The sequence below is a fragment of the Paenibacillus sp. S02 genome, from assembly GCF_019454065.1.
Taxonomy (GTDB): Bacteria; Bacillota; Bacilli; order Paenibacillales; family Paenibacillaceae; genus Paenibacillus; species Paenibacillus polymyxa_B.
On sequence record NZ_CP073682.1, the window covers coordinates 18931 to 40373 of the forward strand.

General features: G+C 46.3%; 24 protein-coding genes and 1 riboswitch. Of the genes, 23 read left to right on the top strand and 1 reads right to left on the bottom strand.

Annotated elements, in window-relative coordinates; translation table 11 throughout:
- Positions 1-82 precede the first annotated feature (82 nt).
- The 10 genes from KAI36_RS00075 (at position 83) to rsmI (ending at position 8099) form a co-directional block, all read left to right on the top strand.
- Positions 83-268, top strand: a complete 186-nt coding sequence (locus tag KAI36_RS00075) for a sigma factor G inhibitor Gin (RefSeq protein WP_023986422.1) — start codon at positions 83-85, stop codon at positions 266-268.
- 144 nt (positions 269-412) lie between these two features.
- Positions 413-1996 (top strand): aminotransferase class I/II-fold pyridoxal phosphate-dependent enzyme, encoded by a 1584-nt coding sequence (locus tag KAI36_RS00080; protein WP_220026519.1) that lies wholly within the window; start codon positions 413-415, stop codon positions 1994-1996.
- 103 nt (positions 1997-2099) lie between these two features.
- Complete coding sequence (gene tmk, locus KAI36_RS00085; RefSeq protein ID WP_220026520.1) at positions 2100-2747, top strand: dTMP kinase; 648 nt, start codon at positions 2100-2102, stop codon at positions 2745-2747.
- A 74-nt stretch (positions 2748-2821) separates the two neighbouring features.
- Entirely contained in the window at positions 2822-3151 is a 330-nt protein-coding gene (locus tag KAI36_RS00090) for a cyclic-di-AMP receptor (protein ID WP_007427998.1), read from the top strand.
- A gap of 197 nt (positions 3152-3348) precedes the next feature.
- Positions 3349-3792: a YaaR family protein gene (locus tag KAI36_RS00095; protein WP_013308108.1), complete on the top strand. Its 444-nt coding sequence runs from the start codon at positions 3349-3351 to the stop codon at positions 3790-3792.
- A gap of 246 nt (positions 3793-4038) precedes the next feature.
- Complete coding sequence (gene holB / locus KAI36_RS00100) at positions 4039-5034, top strand: DNA polymerase III subunit delta' (RefSeq protein ID WP_220026521.1); 996 nt, start codon at positions 4039-4041, stop codon at positions 5032-5034.
- A gap of 138 nt (positions 5035-5172) precedes the next feature.
- Positions 5173-5973 (top strand): PSP1 domain-containing protein, encoded by an 801-nt coding sequence (locus KAI36_RS00105; RefSeq protein WP_013308110.1) that lies wholly within the window; start codon positions 5173-5175, stop codon positions 5971-5973.
- Between the two features lie 27 nt (positions 5974-6000).
- The gene (yabA, locus tag KAI36_RS00110; RefSeq protein WP_025722558.1) at positions 6001-6375 is read left to right on the top strand and encodes a DNA replication initiation control protein YabA; all 375 of its coding nucleotides are present in this window, start codon (positions 6001-6003) and stop codon (positions 6373-6375) included.
- A 90-nt stretch (positions 6376-6465) separates the two neighbouring features.
- Positions 6466-7221, top strand: a complete 756-nt coding sequence (locus tag KAI36_RS00115; RefSeq protein ID WP_220026522.1) for a tRNA1(Val) (adenine(37)-N6)-methyltransferase — start codon at positions 6466-6468, stop codon at positions 7219-7221.
- Complete coding sequence (gene rsmI / locus KAI36_RS00120) at positions 7218-8099, top strand: 16S rRNA (cytidine(1402)-2'-O)-methyltransferase (protein WP_053324314.1); 882 nt, start codon at positions 7218-7220, stop codon at positions 8097-8099. The genes KAI36_RS00115 and rsmI overlap by 4 nt, the downstream gene beginning before the upstream one ends.
- A 124-nt stretch (positions 8100-8223) precedes the next feature.
- Here rsmI and KAI36_RS00125 read toward each other — a convergent pair whose 3' ends face one another.
- A complete protein-coding gene (locus KAI36_RS00125) occupies positions 8224-8478 on the bottom strand; it encodes an AbrB/MazE/SpoVT family DNA-binding domain-containing protein (RefSeq protein WP_007428005.1) in 255 nt (84 codons plus the stop codon).
- Positions 8479-8809: 331 nt separating this feature from the next.
- On the opposite strand from KAI36_RS00125, the gene KAI36_RS00130 reads away from it, so the two are divergent.
- The 13 genes from KAI36_RS00130 to KAI36_RS00190 all read left to right on the top strand — a co-directional run bounded on the left by KAI36_RS00130 (position 8810) and on the right by KAI36_RS00190 (position 21396).
- Positions 8810-10093 (top strand): HD domain-containing protein, encoded by a 1284-nt coding sequence (locus tag KAI36_RS00130; protein WP_023986428.1) that lies wholly within the window; start codon positions 8810-8812, stop codon positions 10091-10093.
- Positions 10094-10135: 42 nt separating this feature from the next.
- Complete coding sequence (locus KAI36_RS00135) at positions 10136-10906, top strand: TatD family hydrolase (protein WP_068938706.1); 771 nt, start codon at positions 10136-10138, stop codon at positions 10904-10906.
- 201 nt (positions 10907-11107) lie between these two features.
- Positions 11108-11390, top strand: a riboswitch (cyclic di-AMP (ydaO/yuaA leader).
- A 271-nt stretch (positions 11391-11661) separates the two neighbouring features.
- The gene (locus tag KAI36_RS00140) at positions 11662-12810 is read left to right on the top strand and encodes a resuscitation-promoting factor (protein ID WP_220026523.1); all 1149 of its coding nucleotides are present in this window, start codon (positions 11662-11664) and stop codon (positions 12808-12810) included.
- Positions 12811-12956: 146 nt separating this feature from the next.
- On the top strand, positions 12957-13502 hold the full coding sequence (rnmV, locus tag KAI36_RS00145; RefSeq protein ID WP_013308117.1) for a ribonuclease M5: 546 nt from the start codon (positions 12957-12959) through the stop codon (positions 13500-13502).
- A gap of 7 nt (positions 13503-13509) precedes the next feature.
- Positions 13510-14394, top strand: coding sequence for a 16S rRNA (adenine(1518)-N(6)/adenine(1519)-N(6))-dimethyltransferase RsmA (gene rsmA / locus KAI36_RS00150; protein WP_220026524.1), 885 nt, complete (start codon positions 13510-13512; stop codon positions 14392-14394).
- 55 nt (positions 14395-14449) lie between these two features.
- Entirely contained in the window at positions 14450-15346 is an 897-nt protein-coding gene (gene yabG / locus KAI36_RS00155) for a sporulation peptidase YabG (protein ID WP_023986432.1), read from the top strand.
- A gap of 200 nt (positions 15347-15546) precedes the next feature.
- Positions 15547-15828, top strand: a complete 282-nt coding sequence (gene veg / locus KAI36_RS00160) for a biofilm formation stimulator Veg (RefSeq protein WP_013308120.1) — start codon at positions 15547-15549, stop codon at positions 15826-15828.
- 162 nt (positions 15829-15990) lie between these two features.
- On the top strand, positions 15991-16170 hold the full coding sequence (locus KAI36_RS00165; RefSeq protein ID WP_007428013.1) for a small, acid-soluble spore protein, alpha/beta type: 180 nt from the start codon (positions 15991-15993) through the stop codon (positions 16168-16170).
- A 144-nt stretch (positions 16171-16314) separates the two neighbouring features.
- The gene (gene ispE, locus KAI36_RS00170) at positions 16315-17169 is read left to right on the top strand and encodes a 4-(cytidine 5'-diphospho)-2-C-methyl-D-erythritol kinase (protein WP_025723213.1); all 855 of its coding nucleotides are present in this window, start codon (positions 16315-16317) and stop codon (positions 17167-17169) included.
- A gap of 181 nt (positions 17170-17350) precedes the next feature.
- Positions 17351-18178 (top strand): pur operon repressor, encoded by an 828-nt coding sequence (purR, locus tag KAI36_RS00175; RefSeq protein WP_013308122.1) that lies wholly within the window; start codon positions 17351-17353, stop codon positions 18176-18178.
- Between the two features lie 175 nt (positions 18179-18353).
- A complete protein-coding gene (gene spoVG, locus KAI36_RS00180) occupies positions 18354-18641 on the top strand; it encodes a septation regulator SpoVG (RefSeq protein ID WP_007428016.1) in 288 nt (95 codons plus the stop codon).
- A 345-nt stretch (positions 18642-18986) separates the two neighbouring features.
- On the top strand, positions 18987-20384 hold the full coding sequence (gene glmU / locus KAI36_RS00185; protein ID WP_220026525.1) for a bifunctional UDP-N-acetylglucosamine diphosphorylase/glucosamine-1-phosphate N-acetyltransferase GlmU: 1398 nt from the start codon (positions 18987-18989) through the stop codon (positions 20382-20384).
- 58 nt (positions 20385-20442) lie between these two features.
- Positions 20443-21396: a ribose-phosphate diphosphokinase gene (locus KAI36_RS00190; RefSeq protein WP_013308125.1), complete on the top strand. Its 954-nt coding sequence runs from the start codon at positions 20443-20445 to the stop codon at positions 21394-21396.
- Positions 21397-21443 lie beyond the last annotated feature (47 nt).

Below are 21443 nucleotides of genomic sequence, written 5' to 3' on the forward strand. Positions count from 1 at the left end.
ATCGTCGAACTGGGCTATGAAAAGGTTTAAAATAGTAGAAAGTGCCCCATACTAATAGTAAAAGAAACAAGGTGGGATGGATATGCATGATCAAGGCGGCCACCGCTGCATTATATGCGGACAGCACAAGCATGAAGGCATTTTTATCGTTTCCGAGTTTATCTGTGATACGTGTGAAGCTGAAATGGTGCACACGGATGCAACTGATGCCAAATATCATTTTTTTATTGATCAATTAAAGCAAATCTGGGTACAGAAAAATGCATAATATCCTTTGCTAATTAGTCTTTAAAGGATTGGCATTCCAAGGTCTGTCGATACGGGCCTTTTTTTCTGTGAGTAAAAGTAGGATTCCGCTTGATTTTACGATAAAATAAGGTAGATATAAAGCTTTGTTTGGAAGGATTGCAGAATGATGGGGAAAAAGGCGGTACATGCACCATTAATGGAAGCTCTAATACGTTACCGGACTCAGGGCAATGCTTCTTTCCATGTACCCGGTCATAAAAATGGACAAGTATATGAGCATGAAAATATTGCGTCTCTGTTGCAAGAAGTGATGTCTATTGATGCGACAGAAATTACTGGACTGGATGATTTGCATCACCCAGAAGATGTGATTCGTGAAGGGCAGGGACTGGCTGCAAAGTGCTTTGGTGCTGAAGAGAGCTTTTGGCTAATTGGAGGAAGCACGGTCGGTAATTTGGCTATGATTTTAACTGTATGTACGGAGCCGGGAGGTCTACTGCTGGTACAGAGAAACGTACACAAATCTGTCCTGAACGGTCTCATGCTATCAGGGGCTAACGCGGTATTCCTCGATCCGGAAATAGATACACTAAGCGGACTGGCGGTTGCCCCAACGACGGATACAATAAAGGCTGCACTGAAGGCCTATCCTTCGGCTAAAGGGGTATTACTTACACTACCTAATTACTATGGGATGGGGCATGACCTGACGGCAACGGCTAAGGCCTGTCATGCAGCCCATGTGCCGCTATTGGTAGATGAGGCACACGGTGCTCATTTTGGGTTGCATCCTCGTTTGCCAGCCTCTGCGCTATCCTGCGGGGCAGACGTAGTCGTCCAGTCGACACATAAAATGCTTCCAGCCATGACCATGGGGGCCATGTTACATGTGCAGGGAGAGAGAATCCATCGGGAACTGCTTCGTCAGCGGTTGGCGATGGTGCAAAGCTCTAGCCCTTCTTATCCGTTAATGGCTTCACTGGATTTGGCAAGATGGTATATAGAGGCGTATGGAGCGGATGCTTTTACAGTGGGCTTAGCGGCTGCAGATGCTTTTAGAAAGGGCCTGGAGCAGCTCCCACGCTTTCGCTTGCTAGAACCTACACAGCAGGTACTAGAGGGGAAAGACGCTCACAGGGGAATCTCTGAGGTCCTAGAAAGGGCTGAGGAGGGAACTAGCGAATATTCATCCCAGGATCCTTTTAAATTGGTGCTGTATGATACATGGGGGATACTGGATGGGTTTGGACTCAAGCATGAGTTGGAGACTTATGGATGTACTCCAGAGATGAGCGACGAAAAACATGTTGTTTTATTGTTTACGTTAGGCTCTACAGCTAAGGATGCGAGTCACCTGTTGCAGGCTCTTGTGCATATAAATAATGATATAAGATTTAAGGAGACGGCTAGTGAGCCGGGGGTAACGGAAAAAGAGCCGCAAAGACTCGAATTAGATTTTTCCACGTGGAACAATGATAGAATGAAGGGATACTCTAGTCCGGTGCCGTTTGGGCTTCGACCGATTAGCCCGGATCAGATGGAGACCGTGCCTGTAGAGGAATCCGCTGGCAGGGTAGCGGCTGAAATGATTATCCCGTATCCTCCAGGTATTCCGCTGTTATATACAGGAGAAACGATCACAGAAGCGATTGCACTGCGGATGAGTCGTCTACGTGAGCTGGGAGCCAAGTGGCACGGGATAGCAGATGAAGGTATGCTTACAATTCGGGTATTCCGTTTACAATAAAGATTAGATACTAGAGACTTAACAAATACAGAAGACTGAATAAAAGAAGCATACGTAGCCTGTGGGTGACTTTTATTTTTCAGGCAGGAAAGCAGGGAATAACATGAATCGCAAAGGCATTTTTATCACACTGGAGGGGGGAGACGGCTCCGGTAAAACAACTATGATTCAACGGCTGGCGAAGTTTATGGAGGAAGAAGGCTATCCAGTCATCACGACGAGGGAGCCGGGTGGCATCGAAATTTCCGAAAAGATTCGCTCTATCATTTTGGACCCTGCTCATACAAGTATGGATGCTCGAACAGAGGCACTTTTATACGCGGCGGCGCGGCGTCAGCATTTGGTGGAGAAGGTAAAGCCGGCTATTGAACAGGGAGCTATCGTATTATGTGATCGTTTTGTGGATAGTAGCTTGGTCTATCAAGGATTTGCAAGAGGGGTCGGAATTGAAGAGGTAGCTTCAATTAATCGCTTCGCGGTGGATGATTGGGAGCCGGATGCCACATTTTATCTGGATATTGAGCCCGAATTGGGATTGGCAAGAATTAATGCGTCACGAGGAGCAGAAATGGACCGCCTCGACATGGAGAGTATATCGTTTCACCATAAGGTGCGAGAGGCATATTTGGAGTTGGCTCGCAAATTTCCGGAGCGAATTACAATTGTTGATGCATCTCCGGCGCCAGAACAGGTGGAGCAAGTATTGAAGGATTTGCTGAAAAAGCGGTTTGTTCAGAATTTTAGCATATAATTGTCGAAGGATATACGGTAAAATTGAGCTAGGGACAAGGTTGTCTCTAATATGACTTGAAGGAGGAATACAGGATGAAGCTGATTATTGCGATTGTACAGGATAAGGACAGTAATAGATTATCCAGCGGACTGGTGAAAGCTAATTTCCGTGCTACCAAATTGGCGAGCACAGGAGGATTTCTGCGTGCAGGTAATACGACATTTATGATCGGTGTTGATGACAATCAGGTGGACTCATTAATGAATGTCATTCGCAGCAGTTGCAAGGTTCGTGAACAGCTGGTCACACCCGTTACCCCTATGAGCGGGACGACGGATTCCTATTTACCGTTACCTGTTGAAGTGCAGGTGGGTGGAGCGACGGTATTCGTGATGCCTGTAGACCGTTTCGAGCATTTCTGAATCTACACAATAGGACCTATTCTGCCGATATGATAGGGGAATCGCCTGTATCTTCTCACATGATGGGAGTGAGGGCAGATCCACTAAAACGGCAGCGCTACAGCGCAGTCCCCGGAAAGCCGAAGAAACCCTGAGTTCTAGTTTGAACTGTTCATGAAGGGGGAGAGTGGAAGCATCCGGGGAGAAAGCAGGTTTATATGAAAATAAATCCGGGCTATCGCCCTTTACAAAGTACATTGTCTACAAATGAAATGAGTGCAAAGCCAATTCAGCCCAAGAGCTTCTCCGACGTTATGCAGCAAAATGGGGAGCAGGCTTCGCAGGAGGAATTGAATCGGCGCTTTAAGGAAATACAAATGCAGGGAGATCGTCTTGCACGTTCAATGACGATTCGTGAGCTGAAGGCTTATAAGATGCTGGTTAAACGGTTTTTGGAAGATACAGTTCGGCGAGGCGTGTCCATGAAGGACACAAAGGGCTGGGATCGCCGGGGACGCAGCAAACGTTATAAGCTGATTGATGAAGTGGATGAGCTGTTGCTCAAAATGGCGGATGAGCTGCTCGAAACCGAACAAGGCAAGATTGAGCTTTTGCAAGGGGTCGGTGAGATTAGAGGATTGCTAATTAATCTCTCATTTTAATGCAGACTTATGTTATAAATGAATACAGACGGGCTGTTGCCACGAAGAAATAATCTGCTTGCTGATCATGCTGGCAGATTATTTTTGACTATGTATATGTGGGCAGACGTGATACGGAAATAGCAGCAGTTACCCCAAAAACAAGGATTTGAAGTTGGAATCATGAAGACAGCAACAAAGTTTGCCCGGAAGAACAACGGTTTGCTGAGGGATCACAGTTGTTTTCAGTGGAGAAAGTGAGGAAATATGTCTTTTCAACATATAATGGGCCAGGATGTAGCCAAAAAAATGCTGCAAAGTGCACTGCGGAATCATACGGTCAACCATGCCTATGTTTTTAGCGGGCCGCCAGGAAGTGGGCAGATGAACATGGCGCAGATCTTTGCTAAGGCTTTATTTTGTGAGCGACAGACGGATGATGCATGTGGGGAGTGCTTGTCATGCCGTAAGGTAGAGCACGGGAATCATCCAGATTTGCATATTGTAGAGCCGGATGGAGCTACGATTAAAATTGATCAGATTCGCGGGCTTCAACGTATATTTTCTTACAAATCTGAAAGCTCCAATCCGAAGGTATATATCATTCGACAGGCGGATACCATGACAGTGCAAGCTGCTAATAGCCTACTTAAATTTCTAGAGGAGCCCCAGATTCCAGTGGTCGGCATACTCATTTCTGAAAATGGACAGGCGTTGCTGCCTACGATTCAATCACGGACGCAGCAGGTTCCTTTCCACGCTTTACAGCCAGAAGTGATGATGCAGGCGTTAATTGGGGAAGGCTATACGGCAGGGCTTGTCCGGTCGGCCGTTCATATTGCTTCAGGACTGGAATCATGTAGAGAAATTCTCCAGCAGAATTGGTTTGCAGAAATTAGAAACGTAGTGTTACAATTAGTGAAGGAGTCCATGAGTCGGGGGAGCTCGTCTATTATTCTGGCTCAACAGAAGATTTTTAAAACTGGACTTTCTGAACACCTGGATATTCTGTTTCATCTGTTTCATTTGTGGTTTAAGGATATGCTTCATTTCCGTTACGGAAGGCACGAAAGCATTGTTTTCATAGATCATTTGGAGTCCGTCTCCAAATTGGCAATCACCCGCAGCACGGAACAATGGGTCTCTTATATGGATTTGGCCGCGAATTGCAGGAAGAAGCTCCGTTTTCACGTCAACGGGCAATTATGCGTGGAGCAGCTTCTGATTGGGTTGTCCGATACAAGCGGTTCTATCACCGGCTAACAGGAAGGCGCGCTTGTTCCACTCTGCACAATCCGCGACGCCAGGTTCCCGGTTTGTGCGACAGTGAGACTTCAATTGCGGCCATTCGTACAATGTCGGCTTCAAATGAGGTTTAGTGGCATACAAGGGGGTTAATTTTTGTATAGTGTAGTGGGTGTCCGTTTCAAGAAGGCGGGCAAGACTTATTATTTTGATCCGCTGGACCTTCCAGTGGAGAAAGAAAACTGCGTCATTGTAGAGACCGCGCGCGGTATTGAATATGGCAAGGTTGTAGTGGGCAAAAAAGAGGTAAATGATTCGGATGTTGTCCTGCCCTTAAAAAAAGTCATTCGTATTGCTGGGGATGATGACGCTCTTGTTGTAGAAGAGAATAAATTGGCGGCCAAGGATGCATTCGGCACGTGTTTAAATAAAATTAAAGACCATGGCCTTAAAATGAAGCTGGTAGATGTAGAATTTACATTTGACCGCAATAAGATCATTTTTTATTTTACGGCAGAGGGTCGGGTGGATTTTCGAGAGCTTGTAAAGGACTTGGCCAGTATTTTTCGTACACGGATCGAGCTGCGGCAGATCGGCGTACGGGATGAGGCTAAAATGCTTGGCGGAATCGGACCTTGTGGACGTATTCTGTGTTGCTCCTCATGGCTGGGGGATTTTGAGCCGGTATCTATTAAGATGGCGAAGGATCAGAGTTTGTCGCTGAATCCGACGAAGATTTCCGGGTTGTGCGGGAGATTGATGTGCTGTCTCAAGTTTGAACATGATAACTACGAAAGCATGCGAGAAGAGCTACCTCAGGTGGGTAAGATGGTTATCACCTCTTTGGGGGAAGGTAAAGTCGTAGGTGTGAATGCAGGTCATCGCACGGTGCATGTTCAACTGTTTGAGATCAGTAAGGTCAAGGAACTTCCAATGGACGATGTAGTCGTCAAGTAAACCATTAGGTTGCTTCGGGGTGGAAACTTGGATAAATTAAATGTTTTTGCGCGTATTCACGAAATGGAAACCCAAATGGGACAGTTGCATAGCGATCTGGGTGAATTGAAACTGGCAGTAAAAGAGCTGCTGGAGGAAAATCAACGACTAACGATTGAAAACGAACAGGTGCGCAAGATGCTCAAACGTGAAACCTCTGGAGAAGAAAAGACGGCAAACAAGCCGAAGCTTCCTCCTCCGATCGTCATTAAGGATGAAGGGCAAACGGGTGAGGTCGTGGGCGAAGGCTACGACAATCTAGCAAGGCTGTATCATGAAGGATTTCATATATGCAACGTGTATTACGGACATTTGCGAACGGAAGGCGATTGCCTCTTCTGTCTGTCATTTTTGAATAAATAAAAACAAGCCGTAGGAGCAAGATGCCTACGGCTTTTTTGTAAGGAAGTATGAGTGAAAAGCGATTTTGGTTATAAAAGATGGGAGAGCACTATGAACGAAAATGAAAAGAAGTCTGAACGAATTGATGATTTACTTTCACATAATTTGCGCATTATTCAAAGTGATGAAGTATTCAGCTTCTCGATGGACGCGGTTTTGCTGGCACGTTTTGCTGGTATTCCGCAGCGTGGAAAGATTCTGGATCTGTGTACTGGCAATGGGGTTGTCCCGTTGTTGCTAACGACACGAACAAAAGCGTCTATTGAAGGAATTGAGATTCAACCACGCTTGGCAGATATGGCTAGACGTAGTGTCAGCTTGAATGGATTAGAAGCAGCAATTCAGATTCGGGAAGGGGACCTACGTGAGCTAGTTCACATCACGGGACATGGTGTTTATGATGCGATTACCGTGAATCCCCCCTATATGCCGCTAAATGGTAGCGATATCAAGCTGAATCCTCACCAGGCAATTGCCCGTCATGAAGTGAACTGTACACTGGAAGAAGTCATTCAGGCATCCACCCGGCTTGTCCGTAATGGGGGAAAAGTATCCATGGTTCATCGCCCGCAGCGATTGGGTGAGATTATAACCTTGATGCGTAATCATAGTTTGGAACCCAAACGAATACGTTTTGTTCACCCAAGAGTTCATATGGAAGCCAATATGGTACTGGTTGAAGCATTACGTGACGGCAAACCGGAGGTTCGTCTGTTGCCTCCGCTCATTGTATATCAGGAAAATGGGAATTATACTCAGGAAATAAGAGATATTTATGGAGAAGTAAGCAAGGGGGATTCTGTGTGAAAGCAGCTGTACAAAAAAGCTTTAGTACCAGCGAAGAAGAACGGGGAAAGTTGTATCTTGTTGCAACACCCATTGGGAATTTGGACGATATGACCTTTAGGGCGATTAACACCTTGAAATCATGTAGCATTATCGCTGCCGAAGATACGCGGCAGACACGCAAACTGCTTACCCATTTCGAAATTACACCGGATATGCTCTTCAGTTATCATGAACATAATAAGGCTGCCAGTGGGCCTGAACTGATACGTTATATAATAGAAGGAAAAAATTTGGCACTGGTTAGCGATGCAGGTCTACCGGCCATTTCAGACCCTGGTTCGGATCTGGTCAAACTGGCACTGGAAGCGGAAATTAGCGTCATTCCTATCCCAGGAGCAAATGCAGCACTATCGGCTTTAATTGCTTCAGGACTGGATACAGAAAGGTTCACCTTCGCTGGCTTTCCACCACGGGAGAAAAAGGACCTAGAGAAGCTGTTGCTATCGTTTCAGGTATCTCACGGCACAATTATTTTTTATGAATCGCCTCATCGCATTGTGAAGACATTGATGGTGTTGAAGGAAACATTAGGTTCACGCAAAGTGGTGCTCGCGCGTGAGCTGACCAAGCTGCATGAGGAATGGGTGCGAGGAACCGTGGAGCAATGCCTTGCCAAACTAGAGGAGAATCCGCCGATTGGTGAATATTGCCTGGTGGTTGAAGGAAAAGACGAAGAGGAAGAGGAACAGGAACGTCAGGCGTGGTGGCAGTCCTTATCTTTGGAGTCCCACGTTGCACATTACGAGGCAGAGGGACTTACACGCAAGGATGCAATGAAGCGTACAGCCACAGATCGTTCAATCTCCAAGAGAGATGTTTACAACGCACTCTTGTGAATATCTGTCTAAACAAAAAAGGGCCTTCCAACGGTTGGGTTCAAACCGTGGAAGGCAACAAGGAGTATATATGAAAAAGGTTAGAATTAACAATATCTGATAAGTCTATTATATACTAAAATTCTCAGTTTGTCACAGGTGTTGGGATTTCAGAAATGCAATCTTGGCAAACAATTTTTCCTTTGAAGTAAATTACGTTCTCAGCATTGCCGCAGAAGATACAAGCTGGCTCGTATTTTTTAAGCATGATGCGTTCGCCATCAACATAAATTTCCAAAGCGTCTTTCTCTCCGATTCCCAGGGTACGGCGCAATTCGATTGGAATAACAACACGTCCGAGCTCGTCAACTTTTCTTACAATACCAGTGGATTTCATCATAATAAATCAGGCTCCTCTCGCCGTTTAAAATAATATAAGTGTCATGATTCGACAAAATTTTCTCTTTTCTGATATTTACTATACCAACGATTCCCAAAACAGTCAACCTTAAAAATGTAGTAACAGTCTGATTATGCAAAAGTATTTAGATTAAAGAGCTTTACTCATGTGTATTGCCTTATCTTATTGATGATTTATTCAGTTTGTCGATTTGGAAATGTCGAAAAACTATAATTCGACATATTACGACAAAGAATGTCGAATGAGGGGAATCATTTAGGATTTTATTGTATTTTAATCCATTATTCCGAATATTAAAGGAGCTGATATCTTGCACCAGCCACTCAGTGAAGAAAAAGTTTTTAAAGACCCGGTACATAATTACATCCATGTTCAGGATACTGTGATATGGCGGTTGATCAACACGCCGGAGTTCCAACGTTTACGGCGCATACGGCAGTTAGGCACATCGTATCTTACGTTTCATGGAGCGGAGCATAGCCGTTTTTCACATTCATTGGGCGTATATGAGATTACGAGACGTATTATTTCTCAATTTGAACGTGGAGATTTCCCAGATTGGCCGAAGGAGGAAAGGCTGGTTGCTCTGTGTGCAGCCCTATTGCATGATGTGGGGCATGGCCCATTTTCTCATTCAATTGAGGAAGCCTTTCATATGAATCATGAGGATTGGACATGCCGCATTGTACTGGGAGACACGAAGATCAACGCCGTGCTACGGCAAGTCGACGACAAGCTTCCACAAAAGGTGGCTGCGGTTATAGCCAAAACGTATGATAAGCCGATTGTTGTCAATTTGGTAACCAGTCCGCTAGATGCCGACCGTATGGATTATTTGTTGCGGGATGCTCATTCGACAGGTGTCAACTACGGCACGATTGATTTGGATCGTATTTTACGACTGCTGCGTCCTCATAATGGGAGAATTGTTGTGAAGGAATCAGGCATGCATGCAGTAGAAGATTATTTAATGTCACGCTATCAGATGTATTGGCAAATTTATTTTCATCCTGTAACACGCAGCTCGGAAATCCTTTTACGTAAAATTTTCAAGCGAGCAAAGGAATTGTTTAAAAACGGATATGAGTTTGGTTTTTTGCTGGACCCGCTGCCGGATTTGTTGAAAGGAGAGCTTACAGTAGAGCAATATCTGATGCTCGACGAGTCATTAATCCAGACCGTATTTAGCCAGTGGAAACGAGAAAAGGACGAGATTTTAAGTGATTTGAGCAGCCGGTTTATGGACCGTAGATTGTATAAATATGTAGAGATTGAAAATATGGATACAGATACCATTGACAGTATTAGAGAAGCTTTGAAAGAGGCTGGTTTACACCCTGAATATGATTTTGAAATTGATTTTCCGACAGATCTTCCTTATGATGTGTTTCGGCAGGGTGGCTCGACGGACAACCAGATTTTACTGCTTGGACGTCAGGGCGAGGTGAGTGAAATATCCGAAGTTTCGGAAATTGTGCGCTCAATAAGTGGTATTCACCGAGGAAAATATCATATGTATTTTCCCCAGAATAAATTGAACGCGGTAAAAGACAGGCTTCCTGCCGAAATAAGGAATTATTTTGTCAAAGAATAGACAACTATATAGAAATGTAAGTAAAAAAAGGAGATGTAAACCTTGGATTTATTCGACACTCATACTCACTTGGATGCGCCACAATTTGACGAAGATCGTGAAGAAGTTATAGCACGTGCTGTCGAATCAGGAGTAACACGGATGATCAATATCGGATTTAATCGTGAGACCATTCCATCCACCATGAAATTGGCCGAGACGTATGATTTTATTTATGCGGCAGTTGGATGGCATCCTCAGGATGCTATTACAATGCAGGAGGGCGATTTAGAATGGATTGCATCGTTATGCAGTCATAAGAAGGTTGTAGCCATCGGAGAGATCGGTCTGGATTATTATTGGGATACATCACCGAAGGATGTTCAGCATCGGGTGTTTCGAAATCAAATTGGTCTGGCTCGTGAGCTCAAAATGCCCATTGTTATCCATAACCGGGATGCGCATGAAGATATTGTTAGGATTTTGCGCGAGGAAAAAGCGAGTGAGATTGGCGGAGTCATGCACTCCTTTTCGGGTAGCTGGGAGACAGCCAAAATGGTGCTGGATATGGGATTTCACCTTTCCTTCGGTGGTCCAATAACGTTCAAAAATGCCAAGCAGCCAAAAGAGGTGCTCGCACAGGTGCCGCTGGATCGTCTACTCATTGAAACGGACGCTCCCTACCTGACGCCGCATCCGTTCCGCGGGAAGCGAAATGAGTCCGCACATGTGAGACTGGTAGCAGAGGCTGCAGCCCAAATCAAGGGAATTACAGTGGAGGAATTAGTGTCAATAACGACCCAAAATGCCTTGGAACGATTTGACATTCAATGAAAAAGTGAAGAAATCGATTAAAATAAAGAGATAGACGAAGCTAATCATGAATTTGTTGCAGGAAACTCGAGAATATTACAATATTTTAACCGAATATTTTGAAAAATGTACTTGAAACCTGCTTTACAACATGCATAGAAACAGGATATCATCTTTTCAGTGAATTGTTGTTTGAATGTAAACATCAACAAGTCATTTCATGAACCAGTCTCGCTGAGTCCCTTTTACAGGGAACGGGGGAACCGATATGGCTTACATTACGTCCGGCGTATGTGCAAGAAGGGAACGTCTCTTCCGCCAGCCGGCTCGACCGAAATTCTTTTCCCGGATGGGATTGAATAGGTGGAGGAGCCGTATTTCGATTTCTTTCTGGGTCTTCGGGGTGAATGTGAAGGCGACCGCCATGAGCGGTTGACCCAAGCTAGGGCGACTCTCTACGTCCGAACCCGACAGCTAACCCCGTAAGCGTAACAAGAGAGAAGCCATCTCGTGCATGAGTTTTCCCGCATATTCACACATGCCGGAAGCCACGAAAGAGCTCTCTAGTCTCTTTCTCTGGCTTTTTTTGTTGTGAATAAAAGAAAATCTGTCATCATACTGTGGTTAAACAGGGGAGGACAGCATGCCGCGAAGACGGGTACATGGTGCAGGACAGTCGCAGTTTGGGCTTGTCTTGTAGAAAATCTGTTATAGTCACGTCAAATCTCAACTATGTCTTACTCCAGACGGCGGGCTATGTAAGGAGGACGGAGGAAATGGGCATTTTCCAAAAAGAGGAGACCCATGAGTCACGCTCATCCAGCATGTCTTACGTATTACGTTGGAAGCAAGAGAATGTGCGCCAGGCTGCCTTGGTTGCTATTTTTCTAATCGCGCTAACGATTATGATTTCAATTCTGATGTACACGCAATCTAAAAAACAAGTCTTTTTTGTCATCGATGGCAAGGCATCTGCGGTAGAAACCCGGGAATCCAAGCTTCAAGATTTGCTGAGCGAGCATTCCATTTCACTTCAGCCGCATGATACAGTTTCCATGCCGCTAAATGGAGCAGTACAGGATGGGGATCGCGTAGTCATTAAACGTGCCAATCAAGTTAAAGTATCTTCAGGCAATGAGACGAAAAAGCTGTACACAACAGAAAATACAGTAGAAGGTGCCATTCGTACCTCGGGCTATAAATTATCGTCAACGGATAAAGTTTATCCTGCGTTGGACGCCTCTGTTTCGTCTAACATGGACATAAAAATCGTCCGTGTGAAGAAACAGCAGGTCGAACAGAAAAAACAGGTGCCTTATCAGGTCATCAAAACGGCCGATCCGAGTCTTTATAAAGGCGATAATCGGGTCATTCAAAGCGGCAAATCGGGTGTGGTAGTCCAGCACGTTCAAAAGGTATACCATGATGGAAAGTTGGTATCCAAACAGCTGGTTAACAAGGAAGTTGCACAGAACCGTGTGGATAAGGTCATTGCTGTAGGAACGAAGAAAAAACCGGTCGTTCTTGCTGCTTCCGTCGGTCCCAATGATGCGGTTAAGGCAACAACGGTTAGTTCGGGCAGTGCTGTCCGTAAAGCAGGCGTCAATTTTAAATATAGCAAAGTTTTACAAAACGTCTCCATGACGGCGTATTCCTCACAGGAGCCAGGGATCGGTACACGTACTGCATCCGGCACGCGTGTCACGGAAGGACGCACCATCGCTGTCGATCCGAGTGTAATCCCAATCGGCTGGTGGGTGTATATCGAAGGGGTGGGCTTCCGCCGTGCGGAGGATACCGGTGGCGCGATTAAAGGCCACAAAATCGATGTGTATTATGAGAGTTTAAGCCGAGCCAACCAATTTGGTCGTAAGCACGGTAAAACCGTATATGTTATCGGACCCGTAAAGCCAGAAATCAACTAAAACAGGTTGTGTATGTTGAGGGCAATGCGATAGTATTAACAACATAGTTATGCCATGCTAAGAAGAGGATATCCTCTTCTTATTTTGTTTTCAAAAGCAGGGAAAGATAAATATAGCTTGCTGTGTAGCAGTGGAGGGAAACGCAAATGATCAAGGAAGTGATCGTGGTAGAGGGCCGGGATGATACGGTGGCCATTCGCCGCGCTGTTGAAGCGGATACGATAGAAACTGGCGGCTCAGCCATTAATAAAATGACGCTGCGTAAAATTGCATTGGCGCAGGAGCGGCGGGGGGTCATCATTTTAACCGATCCCGATCATGCAGGGGAGCGCATCCGTAAGATTATCGCTTCCAAGGTACCTGGCTGCAAGCAGGCCTTTATACCCGAGGCAGAAGCAACGCGCAAAGGAGATATTGGCGTGGAGAATGCCTCACCGGAAGCGATCAGACACGCTCTTGCACGGGTCCATACGACAGTGGAAGGTGCCGACCCGCTGATTGAGTGGGCGGACCTGATTGATGCTGGACTCATCACCCACCCCAATGCTGCTGCACGCCGTATGGCCTTAGGGAATGTGCTGGGTATTGGTTATTGTAACGGAAAGCAGCTACATAAACGGCTCTCTGTATTTCAGATCAGCCGCGAGGAATTTGCCGGGGCGCTGGCACAAATTGAAAGTGAAGGATTGTGATATCCGTATGACAGGGATTCAAGATATAGCAACACCGCGGCGTACGAAGGACATTATTCAACGGCACGGTTTTTCGTTCAAAAAGAGTTTGGGACAAAATTTCCTGATTGATCAGAATATTCTCAATAAGATTGTAAATGCTGCCGGATTGGATGAGACGAAGGGCGCACTTGAGATCGGTCCTGGGATTGGTGCTTTGACCGAGAAGCTGGCACAATCGGCCAAGGCAGTTACCGCTGTCGAGATTGACCAGCGGCTACTGCCAATTCTCGAGGAAGTGTTGGCCCCTTACGAGCATGTGAAGGTACGTCATGGAGACGTGTTGAAGCTGGATTTGCGCGAGGTGTTCGCAGCCGATTTTGCAGAAGTGAGCAAAGTAAGTGTCGTGGCTAATCTACCGTACTACGTTACTACACCGATTCTGATGAGGCTGCTGGAGGACAAGCTCCCTTTGGAGAATATCGTTGTTATGATCCAAAAAGAAGTGGCTGAGCGCATGGCTGCGTCTCCTGGTACGAAGGATTACGGTAGCCTGAGCATTGCGGTCCAATATTACAGCGAACCTGAATTAGTCTGTATTGTGCCGAATACAGTATTTATTCCCCAGCCGAATGTGGAGTCTGCAGTCATCCGGTTGCGTGTACGGGAAGCCCCTCCAGTGGAAGTGGTGGATGAGAAGCATTTCTTTGAAGTGGTTCATGCTGCTTTTGCCCAGCGTCGTAAAACCATTTCCAATAACTTAAAAAGCCGTTTCTTCACCAAAGAGAACAGGGACACGCTGGAGCCGTTGTTGCAACAAGCTGGTATTGTACCCTCCCGTCGAGGAGAAACGCTAAGTATTGAGGAATTTGCGCGTCTCAGCGCTGTGCTGTTGGAGGCAGGTATATCCTAAGCTGGAACCAAACTGTGCATTCACCCATACGATATAGGAGGGGTGATACAGTGTGATGAGTTTAGGAGACTTGGTCGTTCGGAAATCGTACGGCGGAGATGTCACGTTTCGTGTTGAGGACATCCAGCGGGATAAAGCGATCATTAAGGGAATAGAATTTCGGCTGCTGGCCGATTCCCCGGTGAACGATCTGGTCAGAGTGCCTGCAGACCAGATTAGCGGTAAGACTCAGCAGGCCCACATTAAGGCTGGTGAGTCTCTTAATCTGTTGCAACGGGCACGCCAGCAGCAAGCTGCTCGTAGTCAGGCAGCTCTGGTTGGGGACTGGAGTGATCCGGTCGAGTCAACGTATTTTGAAATGCCGGGAAAGGTTCTTCATCTGGATGGAGATCCCGGCTATTTGAAAAAATGTCTCAGTTTATATGAACAGCTCCGTGTTCCTGCAGAGGGACATCACGTTCACGAATCGGCAATGGCGGACACGTTGTACCGATTGCTTCCCCGTATCCGTCCGGATATCGTAGTCATTACCGGACATGACGGTGTGCTGAAGCAGCCACAGCCTTACGATTTGTACAGCTTGAAAAGTTATAAAAATTCGCAAAATTTTGTGGCGGCGATTCAGGTAGCAAGACAATATGAACGTCATCTGGATTCGCTGACGATTGTAGCGGGGGCGTGCCAGTCCCATTTTGAGGCGCTGCTACGTGCGGGAGCGAACTTCGCCAGCTCACCAGGGCGTATCCTGATTCACGCGCTGGACCCCGTTTACGTGGCTGCCAAGGCGGCCTTTACTTCGATCCGTGATACGGTCAACATGGGAGACCTGTTTCACCAGACAATCAGCGGCAGTCGCGGAGTGGGTGGAATTGAAACTAGGGGAAGCTATCGCATCGGCCTGCCGAAGCTTGAAAATTTGTCTACGCTTAAAGTAACGCCTTCCGCAATCTAGGATTCAAATGTGCCAATAGGATTAATCTGAACAAAAAGCCTCTGCTTTCAGAGGCTTTTTGTCATTTTTTTATAAATTATTCCTGTTCGCAAAAAAAAAAATTGACAACTTATTTTTCGTGTTGCTATAATATTTAGCTTGATTTGACAATCCCTCTAAAATTCGTTATAATGGACAAGGAAAGAGGTGGTCGTTAGGCAATGGCTAAAAATACGCTGTTGGAAATCAAACGCAGTCTCGACGCACATGTAGGGCAAAAAATTTTGCTGCGGGCTAACGGCGGACGCCGTAAGACCGTCGAACGAACTGGTGTCTTGGAAGAAACGTACCCTTCTGTTTTTATCGTCAAGCTGGATCAGGAGCAACAGACGTTTAAACGTGTCTCCTACAGCTATGCTGACATTCTTACCGAGTCGGTGGAAGTCAGCGTATATGATCCCGACTCCCATACAAGTGTAGTCGAATATTTTGAAACACCTTAATTAATTTCGTGATTTATACCAGCTTTGCAGGTTTAACGACGGCTTCGTCATTTCAAATGACGGGGCCGTTTTGTATATACAGAGCAGGATGAAGCATGACATCTCTGCACATACTAAGCCGGGAATGATCTTCCTTATTCCATTGCCGAAGGAGGCGTATGTATGAGCCGAAGAAGACGGAGTGTCATGTCGGAGGAGCTAAAGTACGAGTTGGCCAAAGATCTTGGGTTTTACGACACGGTCAAGGAAGAAGGCTGGGGAGGCATTAAAGCCAAGGATGCGGGCAATATGGTCAAGCGGGCTATCCAACTTGCCGAGCAGGCAGCTTCCCGCAAATCGTAGCCAACGGTGGTGCTGATGAAAAGCGGGGATATCCGGGATTAGACCGGGTCATCTCCGCTTTTTTGAACCTCATGACTTGACACGCTGAGTCTGATATAATATGTTAAGCTGTCTTGAGGGAAAAGTTGAAGGTGGGTGAACGCCTTGAAAATATATGAAAAAGCACCGGCGAAAATCAATTTAATGCTTGATGTTCTACGTAAGCGGGACGATGGTTATCACGAGGTCGAAATGATTATGACCATGGTCGATCTATCTGACCGATTGACGATGTCCGAGTTACCGCGTGATACCATTATTATTTCAAGTCAAGCCGGGTACATACCATTGGATGAAAAGAACTTGGCTTTTCAGGCTGCGCGTCTGATCAAAGAACGTTATAACGTGTCTACGGGCGTCCACATCCATCTGGATAAGCATATCCCGGTGGCGGCAGGGTTGGCGGGTGGAAGTAGTGATGCTGCCGCAGCGCTGCGTGGACTAAACAAGCTATGGAAGCTGGGCATTTCGGATGCAGAATTAAGGGTGCTGGGTGCTGAGCTGGGCTCAGATGTACCTTTCTGTATTACAGGGGGTACAGCTTTAGCGAGCGGACGCGGAGAACTGCTCAAGCCACTTCCGAATCCGCCACAATGCTGGGTGATCCTTGCGAAGCCGCCGATTAATGTATCGACGGCTGAAGTGTATGGTCGTGTCAAAGCAGACCAGATTACGCACCACCCGTCTGCCCGTCAGATGGAGCATGCGATCCGTAACGCTTCTTTTACCGAAGTATGCAACGCGCTGGGGAATGTACTTGAGGATGTAACACTAAAGCTGTATCCAGAGGTAGAGCATCTTAAAAGCTCCATGATCCGCTTAGGAGCAGACGGTGTGCTGATGTCAGGTAGTGGACCTACGGTGTTCGGACTGGTATCGAAGGAAGCCAAAGTGCCACGGATTTATAATGGACTAAGAGGTTTTTGTAAAGATGTGTATGCAGTACGACTTTTGACCTGATTTTAGATAATTTTTTCTTATTATAGTGGTAATTGTTGTACAAATACGTACGAAGATGATATATTTACTATTAAATATTCGGATTTTACTATACCACTTACATTCCGCCAGCAACCGGCCAGTCCGCCGGTGCTTTACTGTACAAAGCGGGCGGCAGGAGAATAGATCGCGAGGAATTGTTGTGAAAAAACTTAAAAGAAGCTCACGATTGGTGGAAATGACGCAATTTTTGTTGTCACGGCCGCATACGCTGGTGCCTCTTACTCATTTTGCGGATCGCTACGGGGCAGCTAAGTCGTCCATAAGCGAGGATCTGGCCATTATCAAGGAAGTATTTGAGGATGAGGGCACTGGCGAGCTTCTGACGCTGGCGGGAGCGGCAGGGGGCGTGAAACTGATCCCGAGGCTTTCCAAGCAGCATGCGCTTGCGTTTGCGAACGACCTGTGTGCGCAACTGGAGCAGCCTGACCGCATATTACCGGGAGGATACCTGTATTTGTCCGATTTGCTGGGCCAACCTGCGATGATGAACGAAGCTGGTAAAATATTCGCGACCGCTTTTGCCAATCGTCAGATTGATGTGGTTATGACGGTGGAGACCAAGGGTATTCCACTTGCCTATGCAACCGGAGCACAGCTGAATTTGCCAGTCGTTCTCGTACGGCGTGATCATCAGGTGACAGAAGGTTCGGCTGTAAGTATTAATTATGTTTCAGGATCACAAAAGAGCCTGCATACGATGTCTTTATCCAGACGTGCAATGCGTGAGAAATCTCGTGTGCTCATCGTAGATGATTTTATGAAGGCCGGTGGCACCATTCAGGGGATGGTCGATTTGTTGGCTGAGTTTGATGCTGAGGTGGCCGGTGTAGGTGTGCTGGTAGAATCAGGCGAGGTGGAGAACGAAGAGCGCCTGCTGCACGATTATATTTCACTGGCGAATCTGACCGCAGTCGATTCTCGAAGCAAGCAAATTACAGTCAAGCTGGGCAATTATTTTGATGAGTGAACAGGGCAGTAAATTGTCACAATCCATCATAAAATACCTAAATATGTCGAAAAGAAATCTTTTCAAAAAAATTACCTGAATTTAGGATACGAATTGCCGAAAAAAAGAAGGATTTCGAACTGCTGTGTGGAATGTATACACCAAGTCCTATTTGGAAAAAGGTGGTGAAACACACATGCAGATTACGGATGTTAGACTCCGCCGAGTGAACTCAGAAGGAAGAATGAAGGCGATTGCATCCATTACGATTGATAATGAGTTTGTTGTTCATGACATCCGAGTTATCGACGGTAATAACGGGATGTTCGTAGCTATGCCAAGCAAACGAACTCCAGACGGAGAGTTTCGCGATATCGCTCACCCGATATCTTCAGGAACCCGTGAGAAGATCCAAGCTGCTGTATTGACTGAGTACGAACGTGCAGCTGTGGATGAAGAAGTTGCTATTGAAGAAGGCGCTTAATTCGCCTAAAGCAGGATTGGGGTACAAAAGAAAAAGAGAGCCACTAACTGTGGCTCTCTTTTCTTTTTGTCTGGAATGAGATATATTCTTTAGTGAGTTAACAGTCAGTTTTAAGGCAACTTGGAGCCATCCGGGCTGCCGAAGCGGCTTTTTCATAAGACAGGGACTAGGCAGCGATGCGTCCCGGGGATGAATGTCCAGCACAAGCTGGCCTGAAAAAATAGCCATTAACCAAAGGTTCGCCGTTATTTTTCAGGAGGATTGTGAAAAGTTAAGCAAAATCTGATCTGGGAATTAACGTTTTAGCCAAGGGGTAACTGTTATTTTCAGGATAGGAGGTTGGACTTGTTGGAAAGGTTGGCAGTCATTCTTGCCGCAGGGCAGGGAAAACGTATGAAATCCAAATTATATAAAGTTCTGCATCCGGTGTGCGGAAAACCGATGGTCGGGCATGTGCTCGACACGGTTCGTGAAATCGGTGTGTCCCGAAGTGTAGTCGTCGTGGGTCATGGAGCAGAGGCGGTACAGTCTTATTTGGGACCGTCGGCAGAATATGCGCTTCAGGCAGAGCAGTTGGGAACGGGCCATGCTGTCAAGCAAGCCAAGGACTTGCTCGGTCAGGAAAAAGGTACAACCATTGTCATTTGTGGGGATACTCCTTTGATCACAGCAGAAACGCTAGAGGGCTTGGTGCAACTGCACGAGAGCCGTGGGGCGGCTGCGACGATACTGACCGCTGAGTTGGACGACCCGAAAGGATATGGACGAGTTATCCGTGATGCTTCCGAGGCTGTGCTCAAGATCGTGGAACAGAAAGATTGTTCACCTGAGGAAGATGCTGTCCGGGAGATCAATACGGGAACGTACTGCTTTGACAATGCCAAGCTGTTTGCAGCGCTGGACAAGGTAACGAACACCAATGCACAGCAGGAATATTACCTGACAGATGTCATTGGTATTTTGCATGGTGAAGGTGAGCAGGTTGAGGCGTATTTGACAGATGATGTGTCTGAATCCATCGGTGTTAACGACAGAGTCGCTTTGTCGGTAGCTGAGGGCTATATGCGTGAGCGTATCGTTCGAAAGCATATGCTGAATGGTGTCACTGTCATTGATCCGTCTTCTACCTATATCGGGAGCGAGGTTGTTATTGGTTCCGATACGGTACTGTACCCGAACACATGGCTGCATGGTCAAACACAAATCGGAGAAGATTGTGTGATTGGTCCGCAGGCTGAGATTCAGAATACGATTATCCATTCAGGCGCAACGGTAAAACATTCGGTGCTGAACGAAGCGGAAGTGGGAAGCAGTACATCTGTGGGGCCGTTTGCTTATCTGCGTCCAGGCGCGAAGCTTGGCGAACATGTGAAAATTGGTGATTTTGTTGAGGTGAAAAATGCGACCATTGGAGATCATTCCAAGGTGTCTCATTTGAGCTATGTCGGTGATGCCAAGGTGGGTACAAACGTAAATATTGGCTGCGGGGCAATAACGGTCAATTATGATGGATATAATAAATCCATTACAGAAATTGAAGACGATGCCTTTATTGGCAGCAACGTGAATCTGATCGCCCCGATTAAGATTGGAAAAGGTGCTTATGTTGTAGCAGGCTCCACTGTAACACATGCTGTCCCTGATAACGATCTGGCCATTGCCAGACCACGTCAAGAGAACAAAGCCGGATATGCGGACAAAATCCGCGCACGTGCCAAAGCGAAGAAGAAAAGATCGGAATGACCTAATCAGCAAGCTGTTGAATCTGTAATGAATGAACCAGCACGGAGGGTTTCTATTAATGACTTATTGCGATTCCAAACTCAAAATATTTACTTGTAACTCCAATCCGAAGTTAGCCCACCAGATTGCGGACTACATCGGCATCCCAATGGGGGAATCCCATACCACATCGTTTAGTGACGGTGAAATCCAGGTTAAGCTGTCGGAAAGCGTACGCGGCTGCCATGTGTATATTGTGCAGTCAACTTGTCTGCCGGTTAACGACAACTTGATGGAGTTATTGGTTATGATTGATGCACTTAAACGCGCTTCTGCCAAAAGTATCAATGTCGTTATGCCATATTACGGTTACGCTCGTCAGGATCGTAAAGCTCGTTCACGCGATCCGATTACAGCGAAACTTGTCGCTAACTTGATTGAAAAAGCGGGAGCTCACCGCGTGATCAGCATGGATTTGCATGCGATGCAGATTCAGGGATTCTTTGATATTCCAGTGGATCATATGCTGGGAGCGCCAATTCTGGCCCAATATTTCCGTTCCAAGCAAATTGAGAACCCGATTGTCGTTTCACCCGATCATGGCGGGGTTGTTCGTGCTCGTAAGCTGGCGGACTTCCTGAGTGCGCCGCTTGCTATTATTGATAAGCGTCGTCCAGAGCCAAATGTCAGTGAAGTGATGAACATCATCGGGAACATTGAGGGTAAAACGGCTATTTTAATTGATGATATCATTGATACAGCCGGAACGATTGTATTAGGTGCAAATGCGCTTAAAGAAGGCGGCGTAAAAGATGTGTATGCGTGTTGTACACATGCTGTGCTTTCCGGTCCTGCTATGGAAAGACTGGAGAATTCGCCATTAAAAGAGGTGGTTGTGACGGATACGATCCCGATCGTTCACCCGAATCCGACAAGCAAGCTGAAGGTTTTGTCTGTGGCTCCATTAATGGGAGAAGCTATCATCCGTGTGCATGAAGAATTGTCGATCAGCAAACTGTTTGAAATCGAATAAGCGCTGGCTCATTAAAAAAGGGGTTGCCTTTTCCATATGGAAAAGGT